The organism is Streptomyces endocoffeicus, from assembly GCF_016741935.1.
Classification (GTDB): domain Bacteria; phylum Actinomycetota; class Actinomycetes; order Streptomycetales; family Streptomycetaceae; genus Streptomyces; species Streptomyces endocoffeicus.
Genome location: NZ_JAERRG010000024.1, coordinates 155,307 through 178,099, shown reverse-complemented (window position 1 = coordinate 178,099; position 22,793 = coordinate 155,307). Strand labels below are relative to the sequence as shown.

Genomic DNA, 22,793 nt, shown 5'->3' with positions numbered 1-22,793 from the left:
GAAAGCCCCGAGAACCGGAGATCCGCGATCAGTCTCCCGACCTGCGCGGATGATTTACCGGCACCCGCAGTACTCTGATCAGCAAAGACCGCAAGAGATCGAGAACGGCGGCAACGAACTGTAGTGAATGTGCATCGAGTCCCGGATTTGCGCATTCATACCGCCCAGGACCTTTCCCGGGGCGGTCAGGCGAAGGCCTTGTCCGTCTCGGCTCGGAAGCGGGCGCCCTCACGGGCGGGCAGAGCGGCCGCGACGGTGTCGCGCCGGGCCGCCTGGGCCTCCGGGTCAGGGGCGCCACCGACGGGGTGCAGGGCCCAGAGCGGGCGGACGGCCGCGCCTCGGCGGCACTTGGCCTCGAAGGACTCCATGCCGAGTTCGACACGCTCCAGACCGTTCTCCTGACAGTATCGGACCGGCTCGTAGACGGCGAGATGCGCGTACTCGGCCGCGCCCGGCAGGCGGTCGTAGTCGAATCCGACGAGGCGGACGGCGAGTTCACGGCCATGCCGGTAGGCGAGGCAGAAACCTACCGGCCGGTTGTCGCCGGGCGCGAGGCACAGGAAGACCACGGAAGCATCCTGAAGATGCTCGGCCTGCCGCCGCAGCAGAGACGTCATCTGCTCGGCGCTGTGGTCGTGGCCGTACCGCTGCTGGACGTTGGCAAGGAGCGGGCCCAGTGCGTCGGCGTGCCCGGCAAGCGTCGTACGGACGATACACAGGCCACTCTCGGCGAAGGCCCGCAGCTCGCGACGGGCGTTCGTACGACGCTGCTTGGTCGGAAGGGCGGCGATGTGCGCGTCGAGGCCGCCCTCGGGGACGGCGATCACGCAGTCGGCGCTGAGCAGTTGGGCGGCGACCGGCCCCCGTCCGGCGGCGGTCAGCGCGGCGCGGACGGTGGTGGCGCTGTCGGTCGTCAGGTAGGGCCACCACCAGCGGCCCTCGGCCTGAGGGCACCAGGCGGTGGCCGCCTCCAGCAACGTGTCGAGGGCGTCGCCCTGTCCGGCGACGGAGAGGCCTGGGGCGAGAAGCGGGCCGCTGAGGTAACCGCGCCGCCCGCCGATGATCAGCGCCTTGTCGGCCAAAGGCGTGGGGAGCACCCGTTCCGGGACGTACCGTTCGTTGTTCTCCTGGGGTGACCAGTGGGCGATCAGGCCGGCGGAGGGATCTCCCGTCGGCGTGTGCGCCGTGAAGTAGCGAGCGCGCGCGATGTGGTCGGTGTCGCTGAACTCCAGCCAGTCAGTGCCGCAGTAGAGCGACGCGTCGGCAGCGAGCCGTTGCCAGGTCGGAAGTTCGCCGGGGGTGTCCGCAGCGCGCACGGTGTGCGGAAGCTGGGCGGGAGCGTACGGGGTCGTCATGGCGGTCATCCTGGGGTGGGGGTGGTGGCCGCCGCCTCAGCGGTGGGGGTGCCGGGCGAGGGACGGCGGTCGAGCAGCGGGACGACCAGGCTCGCCAGCAGCGCCGCGACGACGAAGAGTGCGGCGAGCATGAACCAGCCGAGGGCGCCTAGGGGCAGCACCACCGCCGCGACGAGCAGCGGACCGGCCATGTCCTGTGCCGAGTTGCCGAGGCTGAACAGCGACAGATAGAGGTTCCGGCGGTCCTCGGGGGCGTAGGCGTAGGAGAGTTCCCAGCCTCCGGCGGCTTGCCAGAGTTCGCCGACCGTGAGCGCGACGCAGGCGAACAGCACGGCGCCGATCGCGACGGCGGGCGGGGCCGTGACGGGCACGGCGAGCAGCGCGGCGCATCCGGCGAGGGCGAGCCCCGTCCACCGCAAGGCACGGGCGCCACTGCGGGGATCGGTGACGCGCCGTGCGAACGGCACCTGGAAGGCCACCGCCAGCACGGTGTTGACGAAGATCATGACGGGGACGAGGGCGTCCGGCGCCCCCTCGTGCCGGGTCACCCAGAGCGGCAGCCCCACCGCCAGCAGCGTCATGTGCAGGGCGAGGACCGAGTTAAGGGCGGTGAGGCAGAGATAGCGCCAGTCGCGGACAGCGCCGAAGGCGGCAAGTGGGTTGCGCACCGTGACCGCCCGGGCTGGCGCAGCGAGCCGCAGTCGGGCCAGCAACACGGCGGAGGCGACGAAGGCGAGCGCGTTGCCCAACAGCACGCCGCGATTGAGCAAGGTGCTGTCCGTGAGCAGCAGCGGTGTGGCGGCTAGCGCGCCGAGTGAGAAGCCGATGTTGCGCACGGTCCGCACCACGGCCATCATCCGGGTCCGGTCCCCCTCCTCGGAGAGGGTGCCGACCAGGGCCTGGGTGACGGGGCCGGTGATGTTCTGGGCGGCCGCCTGGCAGGCGGCGGCGACGGTGAACGCGATCGGCCCCTGGACGAACGCGAGGGCGACAAAGCACAGGGCCCGCCAGAGCAGCGCGCCAACCAAGGTCGGACGGGCGCCGGCCCGATCGGCCACCGCCCCCAGCGGTAGCAGGGCGACCAGGCCGACGGCGGCGGCAATAGAGAGCCCCGCACCGAGTTGGGTGGCGCTGAGCCCGGCCTGACGGGTGAAGAACACTGCGGACCCGGCCAGGAACAGACCGGTGCCGAACGCGCTCAACAGTGTGGAGAAGGCGAAGACCCGGCCCGCATGGCTGCCCGGCAGATACTCCCGTACGACACGGCGGACCACACCGGAACCGGCCCTCTTCGGCTCTGCTCCGCTCATTGCTCGCCCCCGGTGCGCGGGCCGACCGTGATGGCGACCAGCGCCGCCGCACGCTCCGCCGTACGGGCCGCCTCGGACGGCGTGGGGCCGGTGGCGACGACGTGCCCGCCCCGCTGCCAGGAGTTGGTCACCTCGTTCACCGGGGCGCCCTCCACTAGGGCCACCACCACGTCCCGTACGCCGTCGAGCCGTTCGGCTTCGGCGACGCCGATGACGGACCGCACCACGGCCTCCGGCACGTCCGGCTCGGGAGTGGGCAGGAAGCGGACCGCGGCGCCCCGCCGGGCGACGCGCGCCGGGCGCGGTCCGTCCCCTGCGAGAAGAGCAAAGAGGTCGGCCATCAGCCCGTCGCCGCCGTACGCCAGGTCGATGAGGGCGGGGATGTGGTCGCCGGGGAGGCGGCCCGCGCACTCGATCAGATGCGGACGGTCGCTGGTAAGCACCCACTCCGCGTGCAGGATGCCGGTGGAGAAGCCGATGGCGTCAACGAGTTCGGCCATCGCGACGCTCAGCGCCTCTCGCGCCGCCCCGCCCGGCTCGTCGGCGGGGGCGGGCACGGTGTGGCCCAGCTCGACCGGATAGCGGCCGGGCAGCACCTGCTTGGCGGTGACGTTGAGGAAGCCGATGACGCCGTCGTGGACCAGGGCCTCCACACTGACTTCGGGGCCGTGCAGACGCTGCTCGACCAGGTACTGGGCGGCGTCGGCGTAGTGCACGCGCAGCCGGGGCTCGTCGGCCGCGACGGTATGCCGCCAGGCCGCCTCGGTGTCGTCCCCGGGGCCGAGCAACACCACCCCCAGACTTGCCTGGCGGTTGGCTGGCTTGAGGACACAGCTGCCGTCGAACCGGGCGCGCAGGGCATCGACGTCGGCTGGTCCGGTGGCCTCGGCGAAGTTCGGCTGGGTGATGCCCCGGCGGGCGGCGGCGCGGCGCAGCTCCAGCTTGTTGCGCAGGATGCGGGCGGCCCCGGCACCGCCGCCGGGCAGCCCCCAGGCGGTGGCGAGGGTGGCGGCGGCGACCACTCCATACTCGAGGGCCGGCACCACCGCGCGCACGTCCGGCGGGCGCGGCACGCTCCCGGCGAGCGCGTGGGCCCGTGCCTCGTCCTGGGTGGCGGCGGTGAGCACCCCGGCGACGCAGGGGTGCTCGGCCGCCGCCCGGTGTACGTTACGGGCCTTGATGACATGCGGCTCCTCCACGATCAGCACGCTCGCGGCGGGCAGCAGTCGGTTCACCTCCGCCATCAGCTGGGCGCTGTAGCCGACCATAACGTGGGTGACACCGTGGAGGTCGTGGGGCGGAGCGGCGCTCATGAGGAGGGCTCCTGGAGTGAGGCCGCCCGGGATTCGGCCACACGGGGTTCCGTCGGGGCGCCCGCTGGGCGGGTTCGAATCCGGTAACGGGCACGGACTGCCGCGAGCCGGTCACGTACCTCCTGCTCGGTGTCGGCACCCACGTGTACGTGACCGGCCGCCGAGGCGGAGTAGATGTGTCCGGCGATCTCGTCGCCGACCCCGTGGAGCAGACCGACACGGAGGACGCCGGGGAGCTGGGCCAGTTCCTGCTCCGAGGTCATCTCGGTGATGACCCCGGGCCGCAGCGCCAGTCCACAGTGCCCCAGGTAGCGGGCGTCGGGATGCGTGGGAGCCGGGGCGCTGTCCGGGAACGCGGGCAGGCCCAGTGAGGTGCGGACGCACGCGTCGAGCATGTTCACGCCGTGCCGCAACTCGATGGCGGCGGGGATCGCGCCGCCGCCGGGGCGACAGGCGATCTCGGAGACGCGCAGCCCGTCCGGGGTGGCGAAGACCTCCAGGTGGGTCACACCGGACCGCAGCCCGAGTGCCGCGACGGCGGTGGTATGCAGCTCGGCCACTGCCAGGTGCCCTGGGTGGTCGGGCGGCAGTTGGTACGAGCCGTAGCCCTGCCCGATACTGCCGAGGACGGGTTGGAGGTAGCACGAGGTGACGACGAACCGCACCTCGCCGTCGGCCACGACACCGTCGCAGTGGTACTCGGTGAGGATCTTCGCCGGCCGTTCGACGATGGCGGTGGGGTTGTCGGGCCGGAGGCCGCCGCCGGCGGCGAGCCAGGCGTCCAGCTCGGCGGCGTCCGTGACGACGGCGACATCCTTGCTGCCGCCGCCGTAGGCGGGCTTGACCACAACGGGCCAGCCGAACTCCTCGGCGCGGGCCCGGACCTGCGCATCGCTGTGGGCACCGGCGAATGGCATCAGGTCGAGACCGGCCCGGGAGAGCCGCTGCTTCATCACGTGCTTGTTGGTGAAGAGCGTGACGGTGTGGAGGTCCGGCCCGGCCAGACCGAGGACAGTCCGCACGTACCCGGCGGCGGGCAGCCCCACCTCGTACGGGGCGAGTACCCCGTCGATCGGGTACCGGCCGGCGATGCGCCAGGCGGCGGCCAGCACCTCGTCGACGTCACGGATGGAGCCGACGGTCTCGACGGTGACACCCTCGGGGTAGCGGGCGGCGTGCCCGTGCTCGGTGACGACGCTGAGCCGGTCGATCAGCGGATGGTCCAGCAGACGGGGCGACGGGATGCGCACTGCGGAGCAGACCAGGACGGCGTGCGTCATGTCAGCCCTCCTTGAGGCCGGTGCGGAGGTGGTTCAGGAACGTCGCGGCCGAGGCTTCCAGCCGGTCCGCTGAAAGCAGCCCCTGACGGGTGTGCAGGTCGAGGGCGACCATGTCGCCGGCCCGCTGCAGATAGCCCATCAGGTCGAACTTGACCTCGCAGCCCAGGTCGCGGTGGGACGGCGTCCGAAGGCCCGGGGCCTGGCCGGCGGGGACCTCCACCAGAGAGATGAAGACCGTGGTGAGCGGGAAGCGGTCGTCGTCCGGCGCGGCGCCGATGTCGGCCATGACCTCGTCGTACTGGTAGTCCTGGTGCTCCATCGCCCGCACCGTGCCCTCCTGGAGCGCACGGACGAGCGCGGGGAAGCCGACACCCCCGTCGCGCCGGTTCCGGATGCCGACCAGCGAGATGAAGTTTCCGATCAGGTTCTGGAACTCGGGCCGGGTGCGGCCGGCGACCGGGGTCCCGATCACCAGGTCGTCGCGCTCGTAGAGGTCGTGAGCCATCAGCGTGTACGCGGCGAAGTAGACGGAAAACGCCGTGGTGCCGTGCTCGCGGCAGAAGGCGGCCACCTCGGCGCGCAGATCGTCCGGCACCGGGAACTGGTGGGCGATGCCCCGCGCCGCGTCCTCGGTCTCGGCACGGGCCGGGAGCAGCGGCCGCTCGTACGGCTCGGCGAACACCTCCTGCCAGTACCGGCGGTGGGGTTCGCAGGCACCGGGATCGGTGGCGAGCCGCTCGCGCCAGGCGATGTAGTCGCGGTAGCCGATGGGCAGCTCCGGCAGGCGCTCCGGCACGCCGCCGAGCAGATGGGTCAGCTCCTGGTGCAGCAGGCGCTGGCTGTACCCGTCCGAGACCATGTGGTGGACATTCCAGAGCAGCGTCGCCCGGTCCCCGTGGTGCAGCAGCAGCGTGGCCCGGAAGAGCGGGACCCGGCCGATCTCGATCGGGGTGTTCGCCTCCGCGATCCGCAGCTCCTCCATCCGTGCGCTCTGCTCGCTCTCCGGCAGGGTGCGCAGATTGACGGTCTCCACGGCGAAGGTCAACGCGTGTGCCGGGGTGAAGTCTTGATGGAGGGTCAGTGGCGTTTCGGGGTCCGCCGGGGCGTCGGCGGGGGTGAAGCTGGCCCGCAGGCTCTCGTGCCGGTCGATCACGGTCCGGAGCGCCTGCTCGACGGCGGCGGCGCCGGTACCGTCGGGAAGCGCGAACAGGGCGGGCATGTTGCTCCACGAGCGGTTGACCCTGGGCAGATAGACGCTGCGGTAGCGGCGTTGCTGCGGGGAGAGCCCGGTGCGGTCCGGGTGGGTGCCGCGCGGGATGCCCCCCTGACTGTCCAAGGGGCGGTCGCGGAGCGCCTCGGCCATCGCACGCGGGGTGCGCAGCTGGTAGATCTCGCCCATCTCCAGCCGCCGACCCGTCGCGGCGAGCAGCCGCACGGACAGATCGGCCGCGTCGAGCGACGAGCCGCCGTGCTGGAAGAAGTCGGCGTCGGCGCGGTCGGGCGCGTCGGGCAGCACGGAGCGGAAGACCTCGGTGACCGACTGGGTGAGGCCGTCCCGGCCCTCGTCGGGCACATCGGTGCCTGGCGTGCAGGGCTCGGGCAGGGAGGTCCGGTCCACCTTCCCGTTGGCGGTGAGGGGCAGCTCGTCGAGCCGGTACAGAGTGGACGGGATGTGGGCCGCAAGCAGCCGTTCACCAGCCCAGCGACGTAGCTCCGCCTCGTCCCCGTCGCCGGCGTCCGCCGCGTAGTGGCACACCAGGCGCACCGCGCCGTCGGAACGCCGGTGGGCGACAACGACGGCGTTACGCACGGCCGGGTGCTCGCGTAGCGCGGCGGCGATGCCCTCGGGCTCGACCCGGTTGCCGTCGATCTTGACCTGGAAGTCGGAGCGGCCCAAGAGGTGGAGCTCGCCGTGCTCGCCGAGCCGGCCAAGGTCGCCGGTGCGGTACCAGACGGCCCCGGCGCCAGCGTCGGCCGGCTCCTCACCGAAGACGGCGTCGGCGGTCCCGGCGGGCGGGCCGACGAAGCGATCGGCCTGCTCGCCGGGGGCGTTGAGATACCCGCGTGTGGAGTACGGGGTGCTGATCCAGACCTCGCCGTCGACCAGGGCCGCGTGGGTGCCGGGCAACGGCCGGCCGACCGGCTGGACCCCGGGCACGGGCTCGGTGACGTCCTGCCAGAACTTGGCCAGGGTGGTCTCCGTGGGTCCGTAGAGGTTGACGACCTGGGTGGCGCCGAACCGCTCGCGCCATCCGGTGACGGCGGCCGCGGGCAGCGGCTCGCCCGCGAAGAAGGTCAACCGTAGCGCGTCGCCGGCGGCCCGGTTGTCCCGCGGGACCGAGGTCCAGCGGGCGGCGAGCGACGGCACGGTGTGGACGACGGTGATTCCGGCCGTCTCCAGCCAGCGGGGCACGCCGCCGACGGCGGTGGCCACGTCACGCGGCGGGATGCAGATGGTGGCGCCGGAGACCAGCGGGGTGAACAGGTCCCGCAGGACGACGTCGAAGGACAGGCCGGTGAGCTGGGCGAAGCGGTCGCCGGGGCCGATACCGAAGGTGTCCCGCTGCCAGGTGGTGAAGTGCGCGATACCGGCCCACCGCCCGTCGACCGCCTTGGGGGTGGAGGTGGTGCCGGAGGTGAAGAAGATGTAGCCGGGGCGGGCCTCGGCTCCAGCGGGGCTGGCACCGGGCGCCGGTTCGGCTGAGATGCCGCCGTCGCCCGGCTCGGCCGTCAACACCAGTGCCGCGCCGCTCTCCTTCACCATCGCGGTCCGCCGTGCCTCGGGCAGTGCCGGGTCGATGAGCACCAGACGGACGTCGGCCAGGACAGTGGCCACCACGGCGGTGATCAGCGCGGCGCTCCGCTCCCCGGTGACCGCGACGGAGCGCACCCGGGCGGCGACGATGTCGGCGGCGATGGCCCGCGCGTCCGACAGCAGCTCCCCGTAGCCGCGGGTGCGTCCGGCGTCTTCCATCGCGATGGCCCCGGAGTGGGTACGGGCGGTCGTTTCGACCAGGGCGGCGAGATTCGGGGTCGGCATGGTTGTCACTCCCTGTCACGGGGATCGGAACAGTCGATGGAGCCCGCGGGCAGGCGGCGAGCCGTGGGAAACAGCGAGTGCGGGAAGTGCCGCGGTGCAGCGTGGGGGTTGCTGCCGGGGCAGCTGCCGCCCGATGGCGTGCGGTGCGGCCGCTCCGGCGGCCGGGGGAGCGCGGCCGGTTCCTCGCGCGTGCCTGCGTCCAGCACCCGCGCCGCCGACAGGGATGTCCCGCCCGGCGCGGCGGCATCAGCCTTCCTCCGGAGGAGCCGCCAACCTGTGATGTCGGCCAACCAGTTCGTCCGGTCCGCTCCCGCGCTCCGTGAGTGTACGGTGAGCAGGACCGCCAGCGCCCGCACACAGGTGCGGACCTCGGCCGGACCGTCCACCCAGACGTCACGTCCGCGCCTTGGAGGGCAAGTCCAGCCGGTCCCGGTTCCGACGTCGGCCGCCCGAGCAGCAGTGGATGGCAGGGGTGCAGCAACGGCGGGATCACGCCGCGGGCGATCACCGGCAGCACCTCGGTCTGCGCGAGGGTGACGAGTGCCCCCACGGCGGGCCCGTCCAGCGTCCCGGGCCCCAGGAGCAGCAGAGGGCACGCCGCACGGGAGAGCGCGGCGACCGAGGTGGCCGCCGGCGGGACCGCACGGGTCCCGTCGGCGTCGTACAGCCGGAAGTCGCACACGCAGCCGCCGTGCGGCGCACACCATGATCGGGCGGGGTGTCAGCCATTCACGAGGTGACGGGTGCCCGGCATGAAGTGCTGGGCGTGCGGCTCCAGATCGTCGACGTTGACCGTCTTGATGATCCACCGGCTGCACAGCTCCTCCGGCTTGCGCACCTTCACCACCTCCTTGGCGTGCACGGTGTGGTTGTTGTACGTGATCACGAAGTCGCCGGGCTCGATGAACACGCGCTGCTTGAGGGCGTGCAGGGTCGCGGAGACCTTGGGCACGATCGCCCGGGCGGCGTCGGTCACGCCGATCGTGCGGTTCTCGAAGTAGCGCAGGTCGTCCTCGCCGCCGATGATCGGGTGACGGTCGGCCTCGCCCAGCTCCAGGGTGCCGCCCATCACGGTCACGTCATCGAAAGGCGTGTAGAACTGCGGGCTGCGCAGTAGTTCCAGTTCCTCCTCGGCGAAGGCCGCGATGACGTCGATGTTACGGACGAAGGAGGTGTACACCTCGTTCTCCGGGGTGCTGCGCATGCCCACCATGTACACCTGGTCGGGGCGGACGAAGTGGTTGGCCAGGTCCTTGTGGAAGTGGATCGCGTCGAGCGCCTTCTGCGACTGGGTCGACTGCATGGAGCGCTTGGGGTAGATGTCCTGAAAGACGTCGCCGTCGTTGATGTTCAAGTATCCGATCGGCGGGGTGCCCGCGAGTTGGGCGAAGAGGGTGAGGAAGCCCTCCGCGACGAAGGTCCGCTTCAGCTCGTACTTCGACTTCACGGGCTCGTCGAAGTCGAAGACCGGTACGTCGCGGTCGTAGGGGACGTTCTTCAGGACGACGGCTGGCTCCTTGTGCCGGTCACGGCCCGCGAGGCCGGATACATACGAGCGGAAGCGCTCGGGTACGACGCCGTCCTCGATCAGTCGGCCTATCTGGAACGCGTGGGCGTCGTAGAGGCGGTACGGATTGGCCATCACCGTCCCGATTGCCTCGGCGAGCGCCGCGGACTCCTCGTCGGTGAAGACGAATTCCGGTGTGATCCGCCAGTCGGTGGACACGCTGGCGGTGCTGCCTGCGGGCGCGGTCGTCATATGTTCCTCCGTCGATTGCGGACTGCCAAAGGGCCGGATGACACTGGCGGACTCTGGCAGGGGCGGCGTGACCCCGGCCGGAGTCCGCGGGCGGCAGCGAGTGGACGGCAACAACCGGCCAGTGCACAGGCTCTGTTGAGCCGTACTGCCGGAGTTCCGCAAGACACATGCGGAACATCTCGCTCCGGCCTCAGCATCTGGTACGCGTCTGTGATCTTTTCCGTGCACACGTGCATACTGCGGAGACGGCATGTGACAGGGGATACATAGGGGGAAATCCTTGCTGCCCGAACTCGATCAGGTGTGCACACGGATCTACGCGGCGCTGGTTTGGGCGCCTCATAGCGCGAAGGACGCGCTACTCGCGCAGACAGGGCTCCCCGCAGAGTTACTCGACAAGCACCTGGCCGATCTGCGAGGTCTGCGGCTCGCTGTACAGAGCGCGGGTCGACGCCTGCGACCGGGCCCATGTGGCCGATGTTGCCCTTGACCGAGCCGGCCAGACTGCGGGACTCGGGGGTGACGCCGTGCGCGGCGAACGTCTCGCCGTGCGCGGTGACCTCGATCTGGCCTCCCACGATGGTGCCGGTGCCGTGGGCCTCGATGTAGTCGATGATCGACGGGCCGGCATCGGCGTCGGCGAACCCGGCCTCCATCAGCGCGCGCTGGCCGCTGTTCGAGGGTGCCGTGAAACCGGCCCGATCGGCAGCGTCGTTGTTGACGGCCGAGCCCAGGATGACGGCGTAGACGTTGTCGTTGTCGCGAACCGCGTCCTGGAGTCGTCGCAGGACGACCGTCCCGACGCCTGTACCGAAGATGGTGCCGTCGGCTTCGTGGTCGAACGGTCGGCAGTGGCCGGACTTGGAGTAGATCCCGCCCTCGGCCGACCAGTAGCCCGACACCACGGGCGGCTCCACCTCGACTCCGCCCGCGACCGCGGTCTCGCATTCGCCGTTCATCAGCGACCGGCACGCCATGTGGACCGCGACGAGCGACGACGAACAGGCGGTCACCACGTTGACGCTGGGACCGGTCAGTCCCAGCTTGTAGGAAACGGTCGGCGCGACGTAGTCGTTCGTGTTACCGATCGAGACCGTCATCTGCCCCAAGGCCTGTACGCGCTCCTGATGGTGCCTGACGTTCTGCGGCTCGTAGGCGTTCGGAGCGCTGCCGGCGAAGACACCTACCCGTCCAGGAACGGAGAACGGATCGTAGCCGACGTCCTCCAACGCGGTGTACACGGACTCCGGGAACAGCCGGTGCTGAGGATCCCGGATCTCCGCCTCCCGGGGAGTGAACCGGAAAAAGCATGCGTCGAACTTCTCCACATCCGCGAACTGCGGCCGCGCCTTGACATACGCAGGGTTCTTGGCCATTTCGGGATCGATGCCCGCATCGATCAACTCTTCCAGCGACCACGTGGTGATGCTATCCGTGCCCGCCTTGAGATTTGACCAGTACTCTCCCACATCACGAGCACCGGGAAGCCGACAATTGATCCCCACGATGGCGAACTTCTGGGTGCTGCTCATTTCTCTCCTGGTTCGACGTAGATGTGGGCACGGCAAAGTACCTCCCTCGGCGGGGCGCCTTCAGTCGGTTAACGGCAAAAACAAGGTGCTGGTGCGGATGCTCAGATGTGGTGGGAGCAGATTATCCGGCAGGGCCGGCTGACCGTCGCCGCCTTTATGGAAGGGGTGACCGAATCAACCCCCCTTGGGTCCAAAGACTATCGGCCGTAGGTAGGCCGCGCCTCGTCCGGTGCGGCCAAATCCGCAACATCGACTTGTTCGGCCCAGCCAGCGGTAATCGGCCTTCGGCCGCAGAATTGTGCGCCCGGTCGACTCTGTCCTTGCCGGGAACCTCATCCGTGCAGGTCAAGACGCATGCCGGTACTCGTGGAGGATGCCGCCGAGGCGATCGTGCCGACGTATGTCGAGGCGGGCTAACGTATCCGCATCGCCGATCGGTGGGGGCAAGAGGCGTAGAGGTCTGGCGTTCGCGATGCCCTGGTGTGGTCGGTGTCCGTTGTAGAACTGCTCGAACTCGCGCAGAGTGTGCGGGAGATGTCGCTGGTTCCAGATCAACGTACGGCAGGAGCTCGCGGCGACAGGTCTGTATCCACCTCTCCGTGATCGAGTTCATCCTTGGCGTCTGGATACCGCTGAGCATGACGTCGATCCCCACGTTCTTGAGGACGGCATCGAACAGGTCGCTGTCGCCCTCGCTCGGCCCGAACAACCGGCTGGGTGAGCACGTTGTCACCGTCCCATCGGTCGACACCGCCCGCACTCCGGCGAGCGAGGTCGGGCCGCGCATGACGGCGTTGGTGCGCCAGGCCGTGGAGGAACTGGAGGCCCGCGGGGACGGGGTGGCGGCCGTCATCTTCGACTCGGTCCTCTCCAGCGACGGCGTGCAGACTGAGCCAGCCGGCTTCCTGCGCGGCGCCGCCGAAGCGGTCCGGGCCGCCGGGGGCCTGTACATCGCCGACGAAGTGCAGGCGGGCTTCGGGCGAACGGGCCGCTGGTGGGGGTTCGAGCGGCACGGACTCCTGCCGGATCTCGCGGTGCTGGGCAAGCCTATGGGCAACGGAATGCCGATCTCCGCGGTCGTCGGCACGCTGGACGCCCAGGAGCGCTTTGGGAGCGAGGTTCGCTACTTCAACACCTTCGGCGGCAACCCGGTCAGTGTCGCTGCCGCCGCAGCCGTGCTCGATGTCCTCGAAGAAGAAGGGCTGCTGGCGCACGCCCGCCGCACCGGAGAACGGCTTCTGGCCGGGCTGCGCCGCATCATGACCGACAACGAGCGCGTCTTCCACGTCCGGGGCGCGGGCATGTTCCTCGCGGCCGACCTGGGGCGGCCTGGTGACCCCTCCGTGCCGGACCCCAGGCTCGCCACCCGCGTGGTCAACGGCATGCGGGAGGCGGGAGTGCTCATCAGCGCCTCGGGCCCGGCAGCGGCGTCGCTCAAGATTCGTCCGCCGCTGGCGTTCAGCGAAGACGACGCCGACGAGCTCCTGGAGGTGCTCGAGAAGGTTGTGGCCACGGAATCGCGTGAATGAACGACGCTGCCGGGGGAGGGGTGCAGCCGGCCGCAGGGCACTGCTGTGCAGCTGTGGGCCGTGCGCGGTGGCTAGGAGGACTCGCCTGTTCAACTGTCGCCGGTTCCCCGTGGAGCCCCGCCTGTATGGTGACTGTTCAGCGCCTGGGTACGGGCCGTGATGGCTGATCCCTTGGCGAGCCGCAGGACCCGCATGTCCGCCGCGGAGGCTGCGAGGGTGCGGACGCTGCATGTTCAGGGCCTCGACCTGCGACGCGAACTGCGCATGGTGCGCTTTCGGGGACGCGAACTCATCGGATCGGTGCTCGAACTGTGCGCCATTGTTCCCGTAACGTCGTGGCTGCCAGGGGACACGGCGGCTGTTCGCCCGCGCTGCCCCTTCCGTGGGGCGGCGCGGGCACGCGCGTCGCTCGACGCGTGGTGCGGAATCCCGTCTTACGACGGATTCTCGTCGAGTGTGATCGCGGCTGCGGGGCACACGGCCGCCGCTTCCCGGACGTCGGACCGCTGGTCCGCGGCGGGCTCGGGGGCGAGCAGGACGACGATGCCGTCCTCATCTCGCTGGTCGAACACCTCCGGTGCGATCAGTACGCACTGACCGGCGCCGCAGCACTTGGCTTCGTCCACCTGGACCTTCACGTCATTCCTCGCTTTCTGCCGTCTTCTCCCGCTGTCTCGCCAGCGGAGTGTTTACGGGGGGGGGCTCACCAGCCCACGGGCACCGTGCGCAGGCCGCCGACGAGCAGGCCCTCGACACGTTGCAACTCCCGTGCGGGCACGGCCAGATGGAGCGTCGGCAGCTTCCGCAGCAGGACGTCGAGGACGACCTGGAGTTCGGAGCGGGCCAGGGTCTGGCCAAGACAGGAATGTGGCCCGGCGCCGAAGGTCAGATGCGGATTCGGGGAGCGGCCGAGGTCCATCTCGTCCGGATCGGCGAAAACCCGCTCATCCCGGTTGGCGGCGGGCATGCTGCAGATGACGGTGGTCCCGCTGGGCAGGAGCCGGCCGTCCAGGTCGACGTCCTCACCGAGATAGCGGCGCAGCCCGAAGCCCAGGTTGGCGTCGAAGCGCAGCGCTTCGTCGACCGCGGTGCGCACCAGGGAGGGGTCGGCCAGCAGCCGCTCCCACCGGGTGCGGTCGGCGAGCAGCATCGAGACCATCTTGCCGATCATGTTCGCGGTGGTCTCGTGCCCGGCGACGAGCAGCGCCACCCCGGTGTGCAGCAACTGGTCGTCGGACAGCCCCTCGCCCTCTTCCGCGCTCTCCGCGATCAGCATGCTGAGCAGATCCTCGCCCGGCTCGGCGTGCTTGGCCGCGATGAGCGTGGCCATGTACTGGTTGAGCTCGGTGTGCGCGGCCCGGGTCTCGTCCGTCGTATAGCGGGTGACGTTCAAAAACGCGTCGGACCAGTAGGAGAAGCGGTCCCTGTCCTCGGCGGGCACGCCCAGGAGATCGCAGATCACATAGACCGGGAACGGGAAGCCGACCGCGGCCTTGAGGTCCGCGGGCTGTCCGTGCTCGACCATGTCCTCGACGAGGGACTCCGCGATGCTCACCATGCCGGGGCGCAGCGCCGTCATGCGCTTGGCGGTGAGGTATTTGCCCACCTGCCGTCGCCACCGCTGATGGGGTTCACCCCGGTCGGGGATGGCCAGCGAGGTGTCGCCGTTGGCCGCGGGGCCGCCCGCGCCGTCGGGGGCGATCCGGGCGGCGTTGTCCGTGGCGGTCGGGCGGCTGAAGCGGGCGTCGGACAGCAGGCTTTTGACGTCGTCGTAGCGGGTCAGATAGGTGGCCTTGTCGCCGCTGGGGAGCTCGGCGGTGGCCATCGGGCACCGCTCGCGCAGCCGCTGCCACTCGGCCGGGGGTTCCAGCGGGCCGTCGCCGGTCAGCGGCAGACGGATGTCCGGGTCGTGTCGGCTCATATGAGACCTCCTGGTGGGGGTTGGGTGTTCCGGTCCGAGGACGCGGGTCACCTCCGGGCGCTGGGGCGCGGTGGCCTGCGCCGGGGGAGGGGTACGGGGCCGCCGATGGATGTGGGGCGCTAGACCTTGGGGGCGGGCACATCCACGAGCGCGGACGGCTCGGCGGTCTCGTGGACGGCCGGGTCCGCGGTGGGCAGCGGACGCCGGCGGGGGATGAACGCGGCCACCACGAAGGAGAGGAGGGAGGCTCCGGCGCCGATGGCCATGACGACCTTGAAGCTGCTCTCCGAGGGCAGTGGGTGGCCCGCGAAGTCGGTGGTCAGCTGCGCCAGGATGACCCCGGCGACGGCGCTGGCGGTAGAGGTGCCGATGGAGCGCATCAGAGTGTTGAGGCTGTTGGCGGCGGCCGTCTCGGACGGATCCACCGCGCCCATGATGAGCGAGGGCATCGCACCGTAGGCGAAGCCCACCCCGGCGCCGATGACGCAGGACACCAGGACGAGCTGCCACACCTCGGACATCAGCACGATGTTCAGGCCGTATCCGGCCGCCACTATCAGGGCGCCGGCCATCAGGGTGGTCTTCGGCCCCTTGGCGGCGGAAAGGGCCGCGGACGCCGGCGCGCAGGCCATCATCACCAGGCCCTGCGGGGCCATGACCAGACCGACGGTCAGCATCGACTTGCCCAGTCCGTAGCCGGTCGCCTCGGGCAGTTGCAGGAGCTGCGGAAGGACGAGAGACATCGCGAACATCGAGAAGCCGAAGGCCATCGAGGCGATGTTGGTCACCAGCACCTGGCGGCGGGCGGTGGCGCGCAGGTCGACCAGGGGTGCGGCGATCCGCAGCTCGAAGAAGCCCCAGCCCACCAGGACGACGACGGCCGCGGCGAACAGGCCGAGCGTGGTGCCGCTGCCCCAGCCCCAGTCGGCGCCCTTGGAGATCGCCAGTAGCAGACACACCAGACCCACGGCCATCCCGACGGCGCCCACCCCGTCGAACCGGCCGCCCGTGCGGACCCCGGACTCCGGGACGAGGGCGAAGACCAGACAGGTGCCGATGGCGCCGATGGCGGCCGAGACCCAGAACAGCGTGTGCCAGTGGAAGTTGTCGGCGATGAACGCGGCGGCGGGCAGGCCGAGGGCGCCGCCGATGCCGAGGGACGCGCTCATCATGGCGGTTGCGGTGCCGAGCCGTTCGGCCGGCAGTTCATCGCGCATGATGCTGATGCCGAGCGGGATGACACCGGCGGCCAGGCCCTGGAGCACCCGCCCGACGATCATCGACGTCAGGGAGTCGGACAGCGCGCACAGGACGGCCCCGGCCACCAGCAGAACCAGGCTGAGGAGCAGCATCCGGCGCTTGCCGTACATATCGCCGAGGCGGCCGACCACCGGGGTGGCGACCGCGGCGGCCAGCAGGGTGGCGGTGATCGCCCAGGCGGCGTCCGCGGCATCGGCGTGCAGCAGCGTCGGCAGCTCGGGGACGATCGGGATCACCACGGTCTGCATCAGCGAGACCACGATCCCGGCGAAAGCCAGCACCGCCACGACGACGTTCGGTTTCGGCGGCGCGGGTGCTCCGCTTCTGACGGACTGGGTGAGGGCGTCGGGCATGGCGAGGGGCCTCCGAATAGCGGGAGTGGCGGGACCGCCTGGCCGCTGGCGCGCTGCCGGGCGGTCCGATTGAGCAAAATTTAACTCAGTCGATTGATTTAAATCGACTGTAGCAGAGCCTCGGGCGCGGCGGGACATGCCCGGCGATCAGCCCACGGCGTCCCTGGTCAGTAGGCTGGTCGGGCCTCCCGCCGCCCCGGTGGAGGACCGCGACGGTTTCGGGACCGAACGTCGCGGGTGCCGTGCGCGGTCCCGGTGAGGTGGCGGACGATGTCGGGCAGAGGGGTCCGGGAGGCGCAGGTTGAGGCGACCCGGGCGGCGATCCTGGACGCCGCGGAACGGCTGTTCGCCGAGCATGGGGTGCATACGGTCTCCAATCGTCAGATCAGCATCGCCGCAGGGCAGGGAAACACCGGCGCCGTCGGTTATCACTTCGGCACCAAGACCGACTTGGTCCGGGCGATCGCCGGCAGGCACGCGGAGGCCATCGCGGAGATCCGAACCCGCGTACTGGCCGAGGCCGGGGACTTCACCTGCGTCCGGGACTGGGCGGCCTGCACGGTGCGTCCCGTCACCGAGCACATGGCCGCCCTGGGAGCCCCCTCCTGGTTCGCCCGGTTCAACGCCCAGGTGTCGGTCGACCCGGCGTTGTTCGAGGTGATGATGGACGAGGACGCCCTCGTCTCCGCGTCACGGGAGCAGTTGCGGGAGGTCCTCGACCGTTTCCTCCCGGATCTGCCGCACCAGGTGATCGCCGTACGGGTGCTGATGGCTCGTCATCTGATCGTGCAGATGTGTGTCGAGACCGAGCGGGCCCTCGCGGAGGGCTCTCCCGCGGCCCGTCTCAACTGGGAGGACACCGCCTCCGATCTGGCCGATGCGATCACCGCCCTGTGGGAGGCGCCTGTTACGCGGCGCCCGGGAGGCGCGGCGGGCACGTGAAGACCGACAGAGCGCGAGGGGCTCCGGCGTCAGTTCGCCACCCCGTACCGCACCCTGAGGACCGCGATGACGCAGGCCACCGCGTCGGGGTCGGCCATCGCGGGCGGGTGCCGGCCGTCGTCGTGCGGAGCGGCCCACTGTGCCGCCGTGTCGTCTTGTTCCGCATGGTCGGTGCCGCGCGCCCGGGTGGTCCATGAGGAAAGCCCCCGGCCTCGCCCTGTGGCTGTCCGTACCCCAGGGTGGAGGACGGCGGGATGGTCCATCGCCTGCTCGGCACGCAAGCCTTGAATCATGACATGGCATCGGACCACCATCGTCCTGACCCTGCTCATGACCTTCGGCGCCGCGGCTCCCGTCGCTCCCGCCACAGCGTCACCGGCCACGTCACCCGCCGCCTCCGTCGTCGACGTGCTCGATCACGCTGCCCACCCCCTGAGGGCCGTTGAACCGGGCGGTGACACCGGCGATCTGTACACCCTCGACCGAATGATCGGAGGTGCCCGGGTCGTCGGCCTGGGCGAGGCCACCCACAGCTCCCACGACTTCTTCGCTCTCAAGGCCCGCGTCTTGCGTCATCTCGTCGGGGAGAAGGGCTTCCGGACCTTCGCCCTGGAGGCCCCCTGGAGCACCGGCCTGCGTCTCGACGAGTACGTGCTCCACGGCAAGGGCGACCCCCGGGACATCATGCGGGAGGAGTTCCAGCGCGACTACCTGTGGTGGAACAACACCGATTATCTCAAGCTCCTCCAGTGGATGCGGGCGTACAACGTCCAACACCCGGACGACCCCGTCCGGTTCATGGGTGACGACATCGCCTGGACCGGACCCGAGGTGTACGACGAGATCACGGACTACGTGGCCGCCACCGATCCCGGGTCGAGCCCCCGCCTCGCCGAGCTCTACCGTGGGCTGCGGCCCGACGTGCCGACGGGTACATACATCGAACGGTATCTGAACAAGCCGTACCCCGAACGCAAGGAGATGGCCCAACGCGCGGGCGAGGCACTGAGGTTGGTGAAGCGCCAGGTGTCGAACACCAGCGGCGAGGCGTATGCCTGGGCCGTCCAGCAGGCGGCCGCGATCGACCGGACCGCCCGCCAGTACGCCTTCGACTTCGACGATCCCGCCGAGGTCGCGCAGTCCATGCGCTACCGCGACCAGGAGATGGCCGCCAACGTCGTGTGGTGGCAGCGGCACACCGGAACCAAGGTGCTGCTGTCGGCGCACGACGCCCATATCGGCTACGCGTCGAGTGACCCGGCCCACTACCCGAAGATGCAGGGCGCCTTCCTGCGCGAGGGTCTCGGCCGCGGCTATATGAGCGTCGGCCTGACCTTCGACCAGGGCTCGTTCAATGCCACAGGCCCGGATGACGCCATCCACCGCTGGACTCTGGGCCCTGCGGGACCGGGCACCAATGAGCAAACCCTGGACCGGGTCCACCTCCGCGACTACATCATCGACCTGCGCACGGTCGGGTCACCAGCCCATGAGTGGCTGACCCGTGCCCGGCCGACCCGCATCGTCGGCACCGGCTACCCGGACGGGCCGTACGACATAGCCCTCGCTCCCACACACGACGTCCTGATCCACCTCCACCGGGTGACGGCCGCACGGCTTCGGGACCGGTAGACAGAGGGGCTCTCCGGCGTGGCGGCCATGCTCCTGGCCGGGTTCGCCGTCGCGCAGGTCGCTACGGCGGCGGAGCGGCACACCGACCACCGCAGGGCCCTCGTCTCCGTCACTCCGGTCGCCGACCGTAACCGGTGACGTCTACGCGACCGGCCGCTCGCAGGGCGGCCAGGTCGCACAGTTCGACGTGGCTGCGGCCGGCGGGCACGTTCCGCCCGCGGGAGCGGCGGCCCCGCACGAGCACCTCGACGCGGGCGGGCCCGTCGGCGTTGATGTCGAAGGAGGCCCCGGAGGCGCGGAGTACGAAGTTGCGGACCGCGACGCGGGCACCGGTTGCCCGGAACACGGTCCGGCCGTCCCGGACGAGCGCGGTCCTGTCCGGTCCGGCGGTGACGGTGTAAGTGTGTCCCCGCAAGTGGACGTTGGCGACCGTATTGGTGCCGGGCAGCCCGAGGCTGCCGAACATGAGGGCCGAAGGGTCACCGTCCCAGGGGTTGTCGGAGATGAGCTCGTGCAGGCCCTGTACCGCCATCGCGTTGGACCAGGAGTAGGTGCGCCAGGCGGTGTCGACGGCGGAGGCCATGACGGACTGGCCGGGAATGGGGTCGAAGGACTCGGGGAACCAGTTCTCCCTGTCCCAGGCGTCGAGGTACATCGCGGTGCTCCGGGCGGCGAACCGGCCGGCGGCGTCGTCAAAGCCGTACCGCTTGAGCCCGTCGTACACGGTGGCGTTCATCGGCGGCCACACGGCGCCCTTCCACTGCTCGGGGGCGGAGTCCTCGCCGTACTTGTCGAAGAACCGGAAGTGCTCGGAGCCGGGGTGCACCGGGCCACCGGAACAGCAGGCCGGGTCGTTGCGAGCGACGCTCGGAATGACGTACGAACCCCAGAACTCCTCGGGATTGAGCAGGTGTTCCGCCACCAGGATCCGGGCCCGGGCCTGTGTGGCGAGACCGGCGAACAATGGGTAGAAGACGGTCGGCGTCACCACCTCGTTCCAGGTGCCGTCGAGGTAGCGGCTCAGATACAGGCCCTTGCCGGGGTGCCACAGCCGGTCATTGAGCAACTGCCGGATCGTCTCGTGCCGCGCGGCGAAGCGGGTGGCGTCCTGTGGCCGACCCAGCACCCGGGCCATCTTGGCCAGGGTCTCGGCGAGCAGCGCGTAGTAGGAGTTGAGAGCCACGTCGGTGAGGTCGGTGTTGTCGCGGCGGTCGCCGCTGCCGCCCTGCTTGGCGATCCGGTGGTATGCGGCGTAGACGGGGCTGTCGTCCAGTCCGAGGTGGTTGCCCCGGCCGCCGACCCGGTCTCCGAAGTAGGGGCTCTCCAGCAGGCCGTCTCCGTCGGTGTCCCACTCCGGCAGGAGGTCGTGGAAGGTGACGAGCGTGGGGTAGGCGTTCTCCAGCACTGAGCGGTCGCCGAACTTGGTGTACAGCCGCCAGGTGGCGTAAGCATGCATGGGCCCGGAGTTCTGCTGGTCGTAGCGCGGCCCCCGCAGCGGGACTTGGTTGGGCGGTGCCGGGGCGTCGAAGACGTCCGTCTCGTGCTGGATGGCGAGCGGGCGGCTGACGAGGGCGGCGTCGATGGCGTCGAAGGCCGAGTCCCATCCGGTGAACAGTCCGCCTCCCCCGCCCCATCCCCACATGACGAAGTTGCGCCGGCGGTCCTTGTCGTAGTTCGTGTTCAGGGACAGGGCGTCGCGCACCGCGTCAGCGGCCCGTCCGACCGGTCCGGAGCCGGTGAGGTGGTCGCCGCGGACTCGCGCCGAGGCGGCGGCGAGCGCCCGCTCCACCTCGTGTGCGTCCGGCGCGTGCGCGTCCTGCGGGCGATCGCCGATCCGGGCGGCGAACGTGATGGTCCGGCCCTTGCCGAGCCGGTACCCGAGCGCGGCGACGGCGGTGCCCGGTGCGCCGGTGCCTCCGGTCAGGGCCGCCGTCATGTCGGCGACCGAGGCGTAGCAGCCGCCGCTGTCGGCGGGTTCGGTGGGGGACAGCCGGATGTGACCGGTCCGGTCACTGTCCAGCAGCCCCGGCGCACTGCCCTTCACACCCCGGCCGTCCAGTGCGAAGGCCGCCTCCTCGCCCCAGGGCGTGGCGAGTTCGAGGACGACGGTCGTGTCGTCGTCGAGCGCGGTGACGGCCCCGACCAGGCCACTGCCGTCGCCGGTGCGCGCGTACCGGACACCTATGGTGCGTTTCTGGCTCTGTGCCTGGTCGTACCGCTGCCGCAGCTGTGGAAGTTTCATCGTGGCGTCGGCGACTTCACCCGGCGACCACTGGTCGGGGTGGGCGATCACCTCGTGCAGCGCTTCGAGATGCGCCGGCATCACCGTGCGGTCGTCGGTGCTGATGTGGACCTGCTTGTACGCGCCGTCCGGCGTCATGGGGCCGATCCGCCGGAGGTGGTTGGTCATCTTCTCCCGGATGAGCTTGCCTTGCGCGGTGATCAGGCCGATCCGGAGCACGAAGCGGGACTCGCCGTTCCCGACGAACAGCGCACCGGTCCAGTCCTGGTCCTTGACGCCGGGCATGGCGAACGGCCGTTTGAGCGTGGGATACGGCAGGGTCGTCCCGTGCTCCGCGGCCGTTTCCAAGGCGGGATCGGTGACGAGTGGGGAAGCGTTGGCGGGGTCCTGGTTCGTTGCGAGCGCGATCGCCGAGGCGCCGAGGCCGGCCGCGCCGGCCGTTCTGAGGAAGTGGCGCCGGGGCATCTGATGCGGCATCACCTGGTGTGGCCTTTCTGTGTGGGGCGGGTGCGGTCGTCGTCCGGACGTGAACGGGCCGCCATGCGCGGCGGCATATCGCTGGGGGTGTTCGTCGCGTCCGCAACTCTCGTCGGTTCGGAATATCGAATGGCACTCGGCATGTCGGCCATGGGCTCAGCCGGAAGTATGGAGATCGGCACCGGCCTGTCAAGGTCCCGTGATCCGGTCCACAGGACTGGCCGCGGCATCCGCGGCAGCCTTCGGCGCCGTGTCACCAGGCGCGGTCGCCGTGCCCATGGCCGACGGCGGTAGGCCGGCCGGGAACTGGTTCGCCGCCGCGCCGCCGTCCGCGCGCCCCACGTTCCGCTGGTGGTGGCCGGACGGCCTGGTGGACCCGACAGACGACCAGCCCCAGCTATGGCTACCAGGTGCGAGCCGGCAACACCGCCCTCGGCGAGTCCTGGGACGGCGGTCCCGGCCAGGCGCAGAACCACTTCATGCTCGGCGCCATCGACTCCTGGTTCACCAGCCGCGTCGCGGGCATCGCCCAGACCCCCGGCTCCGTCGGCTATGCCGAGCTGCTCATCGATCCGGCCGTCGAGGGTGACATGACCTCGGCGTCCGCCTCCTACCGGACACCGTACGGCGTCGCGCGCACAGCCTGGCAGAGGGATGCCGACCGTTTCCGGCTGAGGGTGGACGTCCCCGTCGGCAGCACGGCGGAGGTCCACGTCCCCACCTCCGTCGGCCCTGCCCAGGCCCCACCGGGAGCGGGCCTTGTGCACCCCACGGGCACCGAGGCGGTCTACCACGTCGGATCGGGCCGCTGGACCTTCCGCTCGACACTCTCGCACGACTGACACCGA

At 70.5% G+C, this 22,793-nt stretch carries 16 protein-coding genes and 1 pseudogene; 5 read left to right on the top strand and 12 right to left on the bottom strand.

Going from position 1 to position 22,793, the window contains the following annotated elements; translation table 11 throughout:
• Positions 1 to 185 precede the first annotated feature (185 nt).
• From JK364_RS40795 to JK364_RS40765, 7 genes are all read right to left on the bottom strand, one after another.
• Entirely contained in the window at positions 186 to 1,355 is a 1,170-nt protein-coding gene (locus JK364_RS40795) for a GNAT family N-acetyltransferase (RefSeq protein ID WP_201856475.1), read from the bottom strand.
• A 5-nt stretch (positions 1,356 to 1,360) separates the two neighbouring features.
• A complete protein-coding gene (locus tag JK364_RS40790) occupies positions 1,361 to 2,665 on the bottom strand; it encodes an MFS transporter (protein ID WP_201856474.1) in 1,305 nt (434 codons plus the stop codon).
• The gene (locus tag JK364_RS40785) at positions 2,662 to 3,978 is read right to left on the bottom strand and encodes an ATP-grasp domain-containing protein (protein ID WP_201856473.1); all 1,317 of its coding nucleotides are present in this window, start codon (positions 3,976 to 3,978) and stop codon (positions 2,662 to 2,664) included. The genes JK364_RS40790 and JK364_RS40785 overlap by 4 nt, the downstream gene beginning before the upstream one ends.
• A complete protein-coding gene (locus JK364_RS40780; protein WP_201856472.1) occupies positions 3,975 to 5,258 on the bottom strand; it encodes an ATP-grasp domain-containing protein in 1,284 nt (427 codons plus the stop codon). The genes JK364_RS40785 and JK364_RS40780 overlap by 4 nt, the downstream gene beginning before the upstream one ends.
• Before the next feature lies 1 nt (position 5,259).
• Positions 5,260 to 8,298: an amino acid adenylation domain-containing protein gene (locus JK364_RS40775; RefSeq protein WP_201856471.1), complete on the bottom strand. Its 3,039-nt coding sequence runs from the start codon at positions 8,296 to 8,298 to the stop codon at positions 5,260 to 5,262.
• A 721-nt stretch (positions 8,299 to 9,019) separates the two neighbouring features.
• Complete coding sequence (locus JK364_RS40770; protein WP_201856470.1) at positions 9,020 to 10,057, bottom strand: Fe(II)-2OG oxygenase family protein; 1,038 nt, start codon at positions 10,055 to 10,057, stop codon at positions 9,020 to 9,022.
• Positions 10,054 to 11,589, bottom strand: a complete 1,536-nt coding sequence (locus JK364_RS40765) for a beta-ketoacyl [acyl carrier protein] synthase domain-containing protein (RefSeq protein WP_201856469.1) — start codon at positions 11,587 to 11,589, stop codon at positions 10,054 to 10,056. The genes JK364_RS40770 and JK364_RS40765 overlap by 4 nt, the downstream gene beginning before the upstream one ends.
• Positions 11,590 to 12,188: 599 nt before the next feature.
• Here JK364_RS40765 and JK364_RS40760 point away from each other — a divergent pair.
• Entirely contained in the window at positions 12,189 to 13,118 is a 930-nt protein-coding gene (locus tag JK364_RS40760; RefSeq protein WP_201856468.1) for an aminotransferase class III-fold pyridoxal phosphate-dependent enzyme, read from the top strand.
• Positions 13,119 to 13,552: 434 nt separating this feature from the next.
• Here JK364_RS40760 and JK364_RS40755 read toward each other — a convergent pair whose 3' ends face one another.
• The 3 genes from JK364_RS40755 to JK364_RS40745 all read right to left on the bottom strand — a co-directional run bounded on the left by JK364_RS40755 (position 13,553) and on the right by JK364_RS40745 (position 16,652).
• Positions 13,553 to 13,756: a ferredoxin gene (locus JK364_RS40755; RefSeq protein ID WP_201856467.1), complete on the bottom strand. Its 204-nt coding sequence runs from the start codon at positions 13,754 to 13,756 to the stop codon at positions 13,553 to 13,555.
• Positions 13,757 to 13,821: 65 nt separating this feature from the next.
• Positions 13,822 to 15,039, bottom strand: coding sequence for a cytochrome P450 (locus JK364_RS40750; RefSeq protein WP_201856466.1), 1,218 nt, complete (start codon positions 15,037 to 15,039; stop codon positions 13,822 to 13,824).
• Positions 15,040 to 15,158: 119 nt separating this feature from the next.
• Positions 15,159 to 16,652, bottom strand: coding sequence for an MFS transporter (locus JK364_RS40745; protein WP_201856465.1), 1,494 nt, complete (start codon positions 16,650 to 16,652; stop codon positions 15,159 to 15,161).
• A gap of 270 nt (positions 16,653 to 16,922) precedes the next feature.
• On the opposite strand from JK364_RS40745, the gene JK364_RS40740 reads away from it, so the two are divergent.
• Positions 16,923 to 17,594, top strand: coding sequence for a TetR/AcrR family transcriptional regulator (locus JK364_RS40740; protein ID WP_201856464.1), 672 nt, complete (start codon positions 16,923 to 16,925; stop codon positions 17,592 to 17,594).
• Between the two features lie 29 nt (positions 17,595 to 17,623).
• Here JK364_RS40740 and JK364_RS40735 read toward each other — a convergent pair whose 3' ends face one another.
• Complete coding sequence (locus JK364_RS40735; RefSeq protein ID WP_201856463.1) at positions 17,624 to 17,875, bottom strand: hypothetical protein; 252 nt, start codon at positions 17,873 to 17,875, stop codon at positions 17,624 to 17,626.
• A gap of 10 nt (positions 17,876 to 17,885) precedes the next feature.
• Between JK364_RS40735 and JK364_RS40730 the strand changes: the two genes are divergently transcribed.
• Positions 17,886 to 19,226, top strand: a complete 1,341-nt coding sequence (locus tag JK364_RS40730; RefSeq protein WP_201856462.1) for an erythromycin esterase family protein — start codon at positions 17,886 to 17,888, stop codon at positions 19,224 to 19,226.
• 109 nt (positions 19,227 to 19,335) lie between these two features.
• Here the strand turns inward: JK364_RS40730 and JK364_RS40725 are convergent, their stop codons facing one another.
• Entirely contained in the window at positions 19,336 to 21,945 is a 2,610-nt protein-coding gene (locus JK364_RS40725; RefSeq protein WP_201856461.1) for an MGH1-like glycoside hydrolase domain-containing protein, read from the bottom strand.
• Positions 21,946 to 22,334: 389 nt separating this feature from the next.
• Between JK364_RS40725 and JK364_RS57205 the strand changes: the two are divergent.
• Together JK364_RS57205 and JK364_RS40720 are read left to right on the top strand one after the other, a co-directional pair.
• Positions 22,335 to 22,451, top strand: a pseudogene (locus JK364_RS57205) (alpha-L-rhamnosidase-related protein); the annotation flags it as partial.
• Entirely contained in the window at positions 22,425 to 22,787 is a 363-nt protein-coding gene (locus tag JK364_RS40720; protein WP_230993265.1) for an alpha-L-rhamnosidase C-terminal domain-containing protein, read from the top strand. The pseudogene JK364_RS57205 and the gene JK364_RS40720, both read left to right, overlap by 27 nt.
• The last annotated feature ends 6 nt before the right edge of the window (positions 22,788 to 22,793 follow it).

Excerpts from the sequence above, each read along its gene's own strand:
- JK364_RS40795 (WP_201856475.1), bottom strand. The coding sequence starts at position 1,355 with ATGACGACCCCGTACGCTCCCGCCCAGCTTCCGCACACCGTGCGCGCT.
- JK364_RS40790 (WP_201856474.1), bottom strand. The coding sequence starts at position 2,665 with ATGAGCGGAGCAGAGCCGAAGAGGGCCGGTTCCGGTGTGGTCCGCCGT.
- JK364_RS40785 (WP_201856473.1), bottom strand. The coding sequence starts at position 3,978 with ATGAGCGCCGCTCCGCCCCACGACCTCCACGGTGTCACCCACGTTATG.
- JK364_RS40780 (WP_201856472.1), bottom strand. The coding sequence starts at position 5,258 with ATGACGCACGCCGTCCTGGTCTGCTCCGCAGTGCGCATCCCGTCGCCC.
- JK364_RS40775 (WP_201856471.1), bottom strand. The coding sequence starts at position 8,298 with ATGCCGACCCCGAATCTCGCCGCCCTGGTCGAAACGACCGCCCGTACC.
- JK364_RS40770 (WP_201856470.1), bottom strand. The coding sequence starts at position 10,057 with ATGACGACCGCGCCCGCAGGCAGCACCGCCAGCGTGTCCACCGACTGG.
- JK364_RS40765 (WP_201856469.1), bottom strand. The coding sequence starts at position 11,589 with ATGAGCAGCACCCAGAAGTTCGCCATCGTGGGGATCAATTGTCGGCTT.
- JK364_RS40750 (WP_201856466.1), bottom strand. The coding sequence starts at position 15,039 with ATGAGCCGACACGACCCGGACATCCGTCTGCCGCTGACCGGCGACGGC.
- JK364_RS40745 (WP_201856465.1), bottom strand. The coding sequence starts at position 16,652 with ATGCCCGACGCCCTCACCCAGTCCGTCAGAAGCGGAGCACCCGCGCCG.
- JK364_RS40740 (WP_201856464.1), top strand. The coding sequence starts at position 16,923 with ATGTCGGGCAGAGGGGTCCGGGAGGCGCAGGTTGAGGCGACCCGGGCG.
- JK364_RS40730 (WP_201856462.1), top strand. The coding sequence starts at position 17,886 with ATGACATGGCATCGGACCACCATCGTCCTGACCCTGCTCATGACCTTC.
- JK364_RS40725 (WP_201856461.1), bottom strand. The coding sequence starts at position 21,945 with ATGCCGCATCAGATGCCCCGGCGCCACTTCCTCAGAACGGCCGGCGCG.
- JK364_RS40720 (WP_230993265.1), top strand. The coding sequence starts at position 22,425 with ATGCTCGGCGCCATCGACTCCTGGTTCACCAGCCGCGTCGCGGGCATC.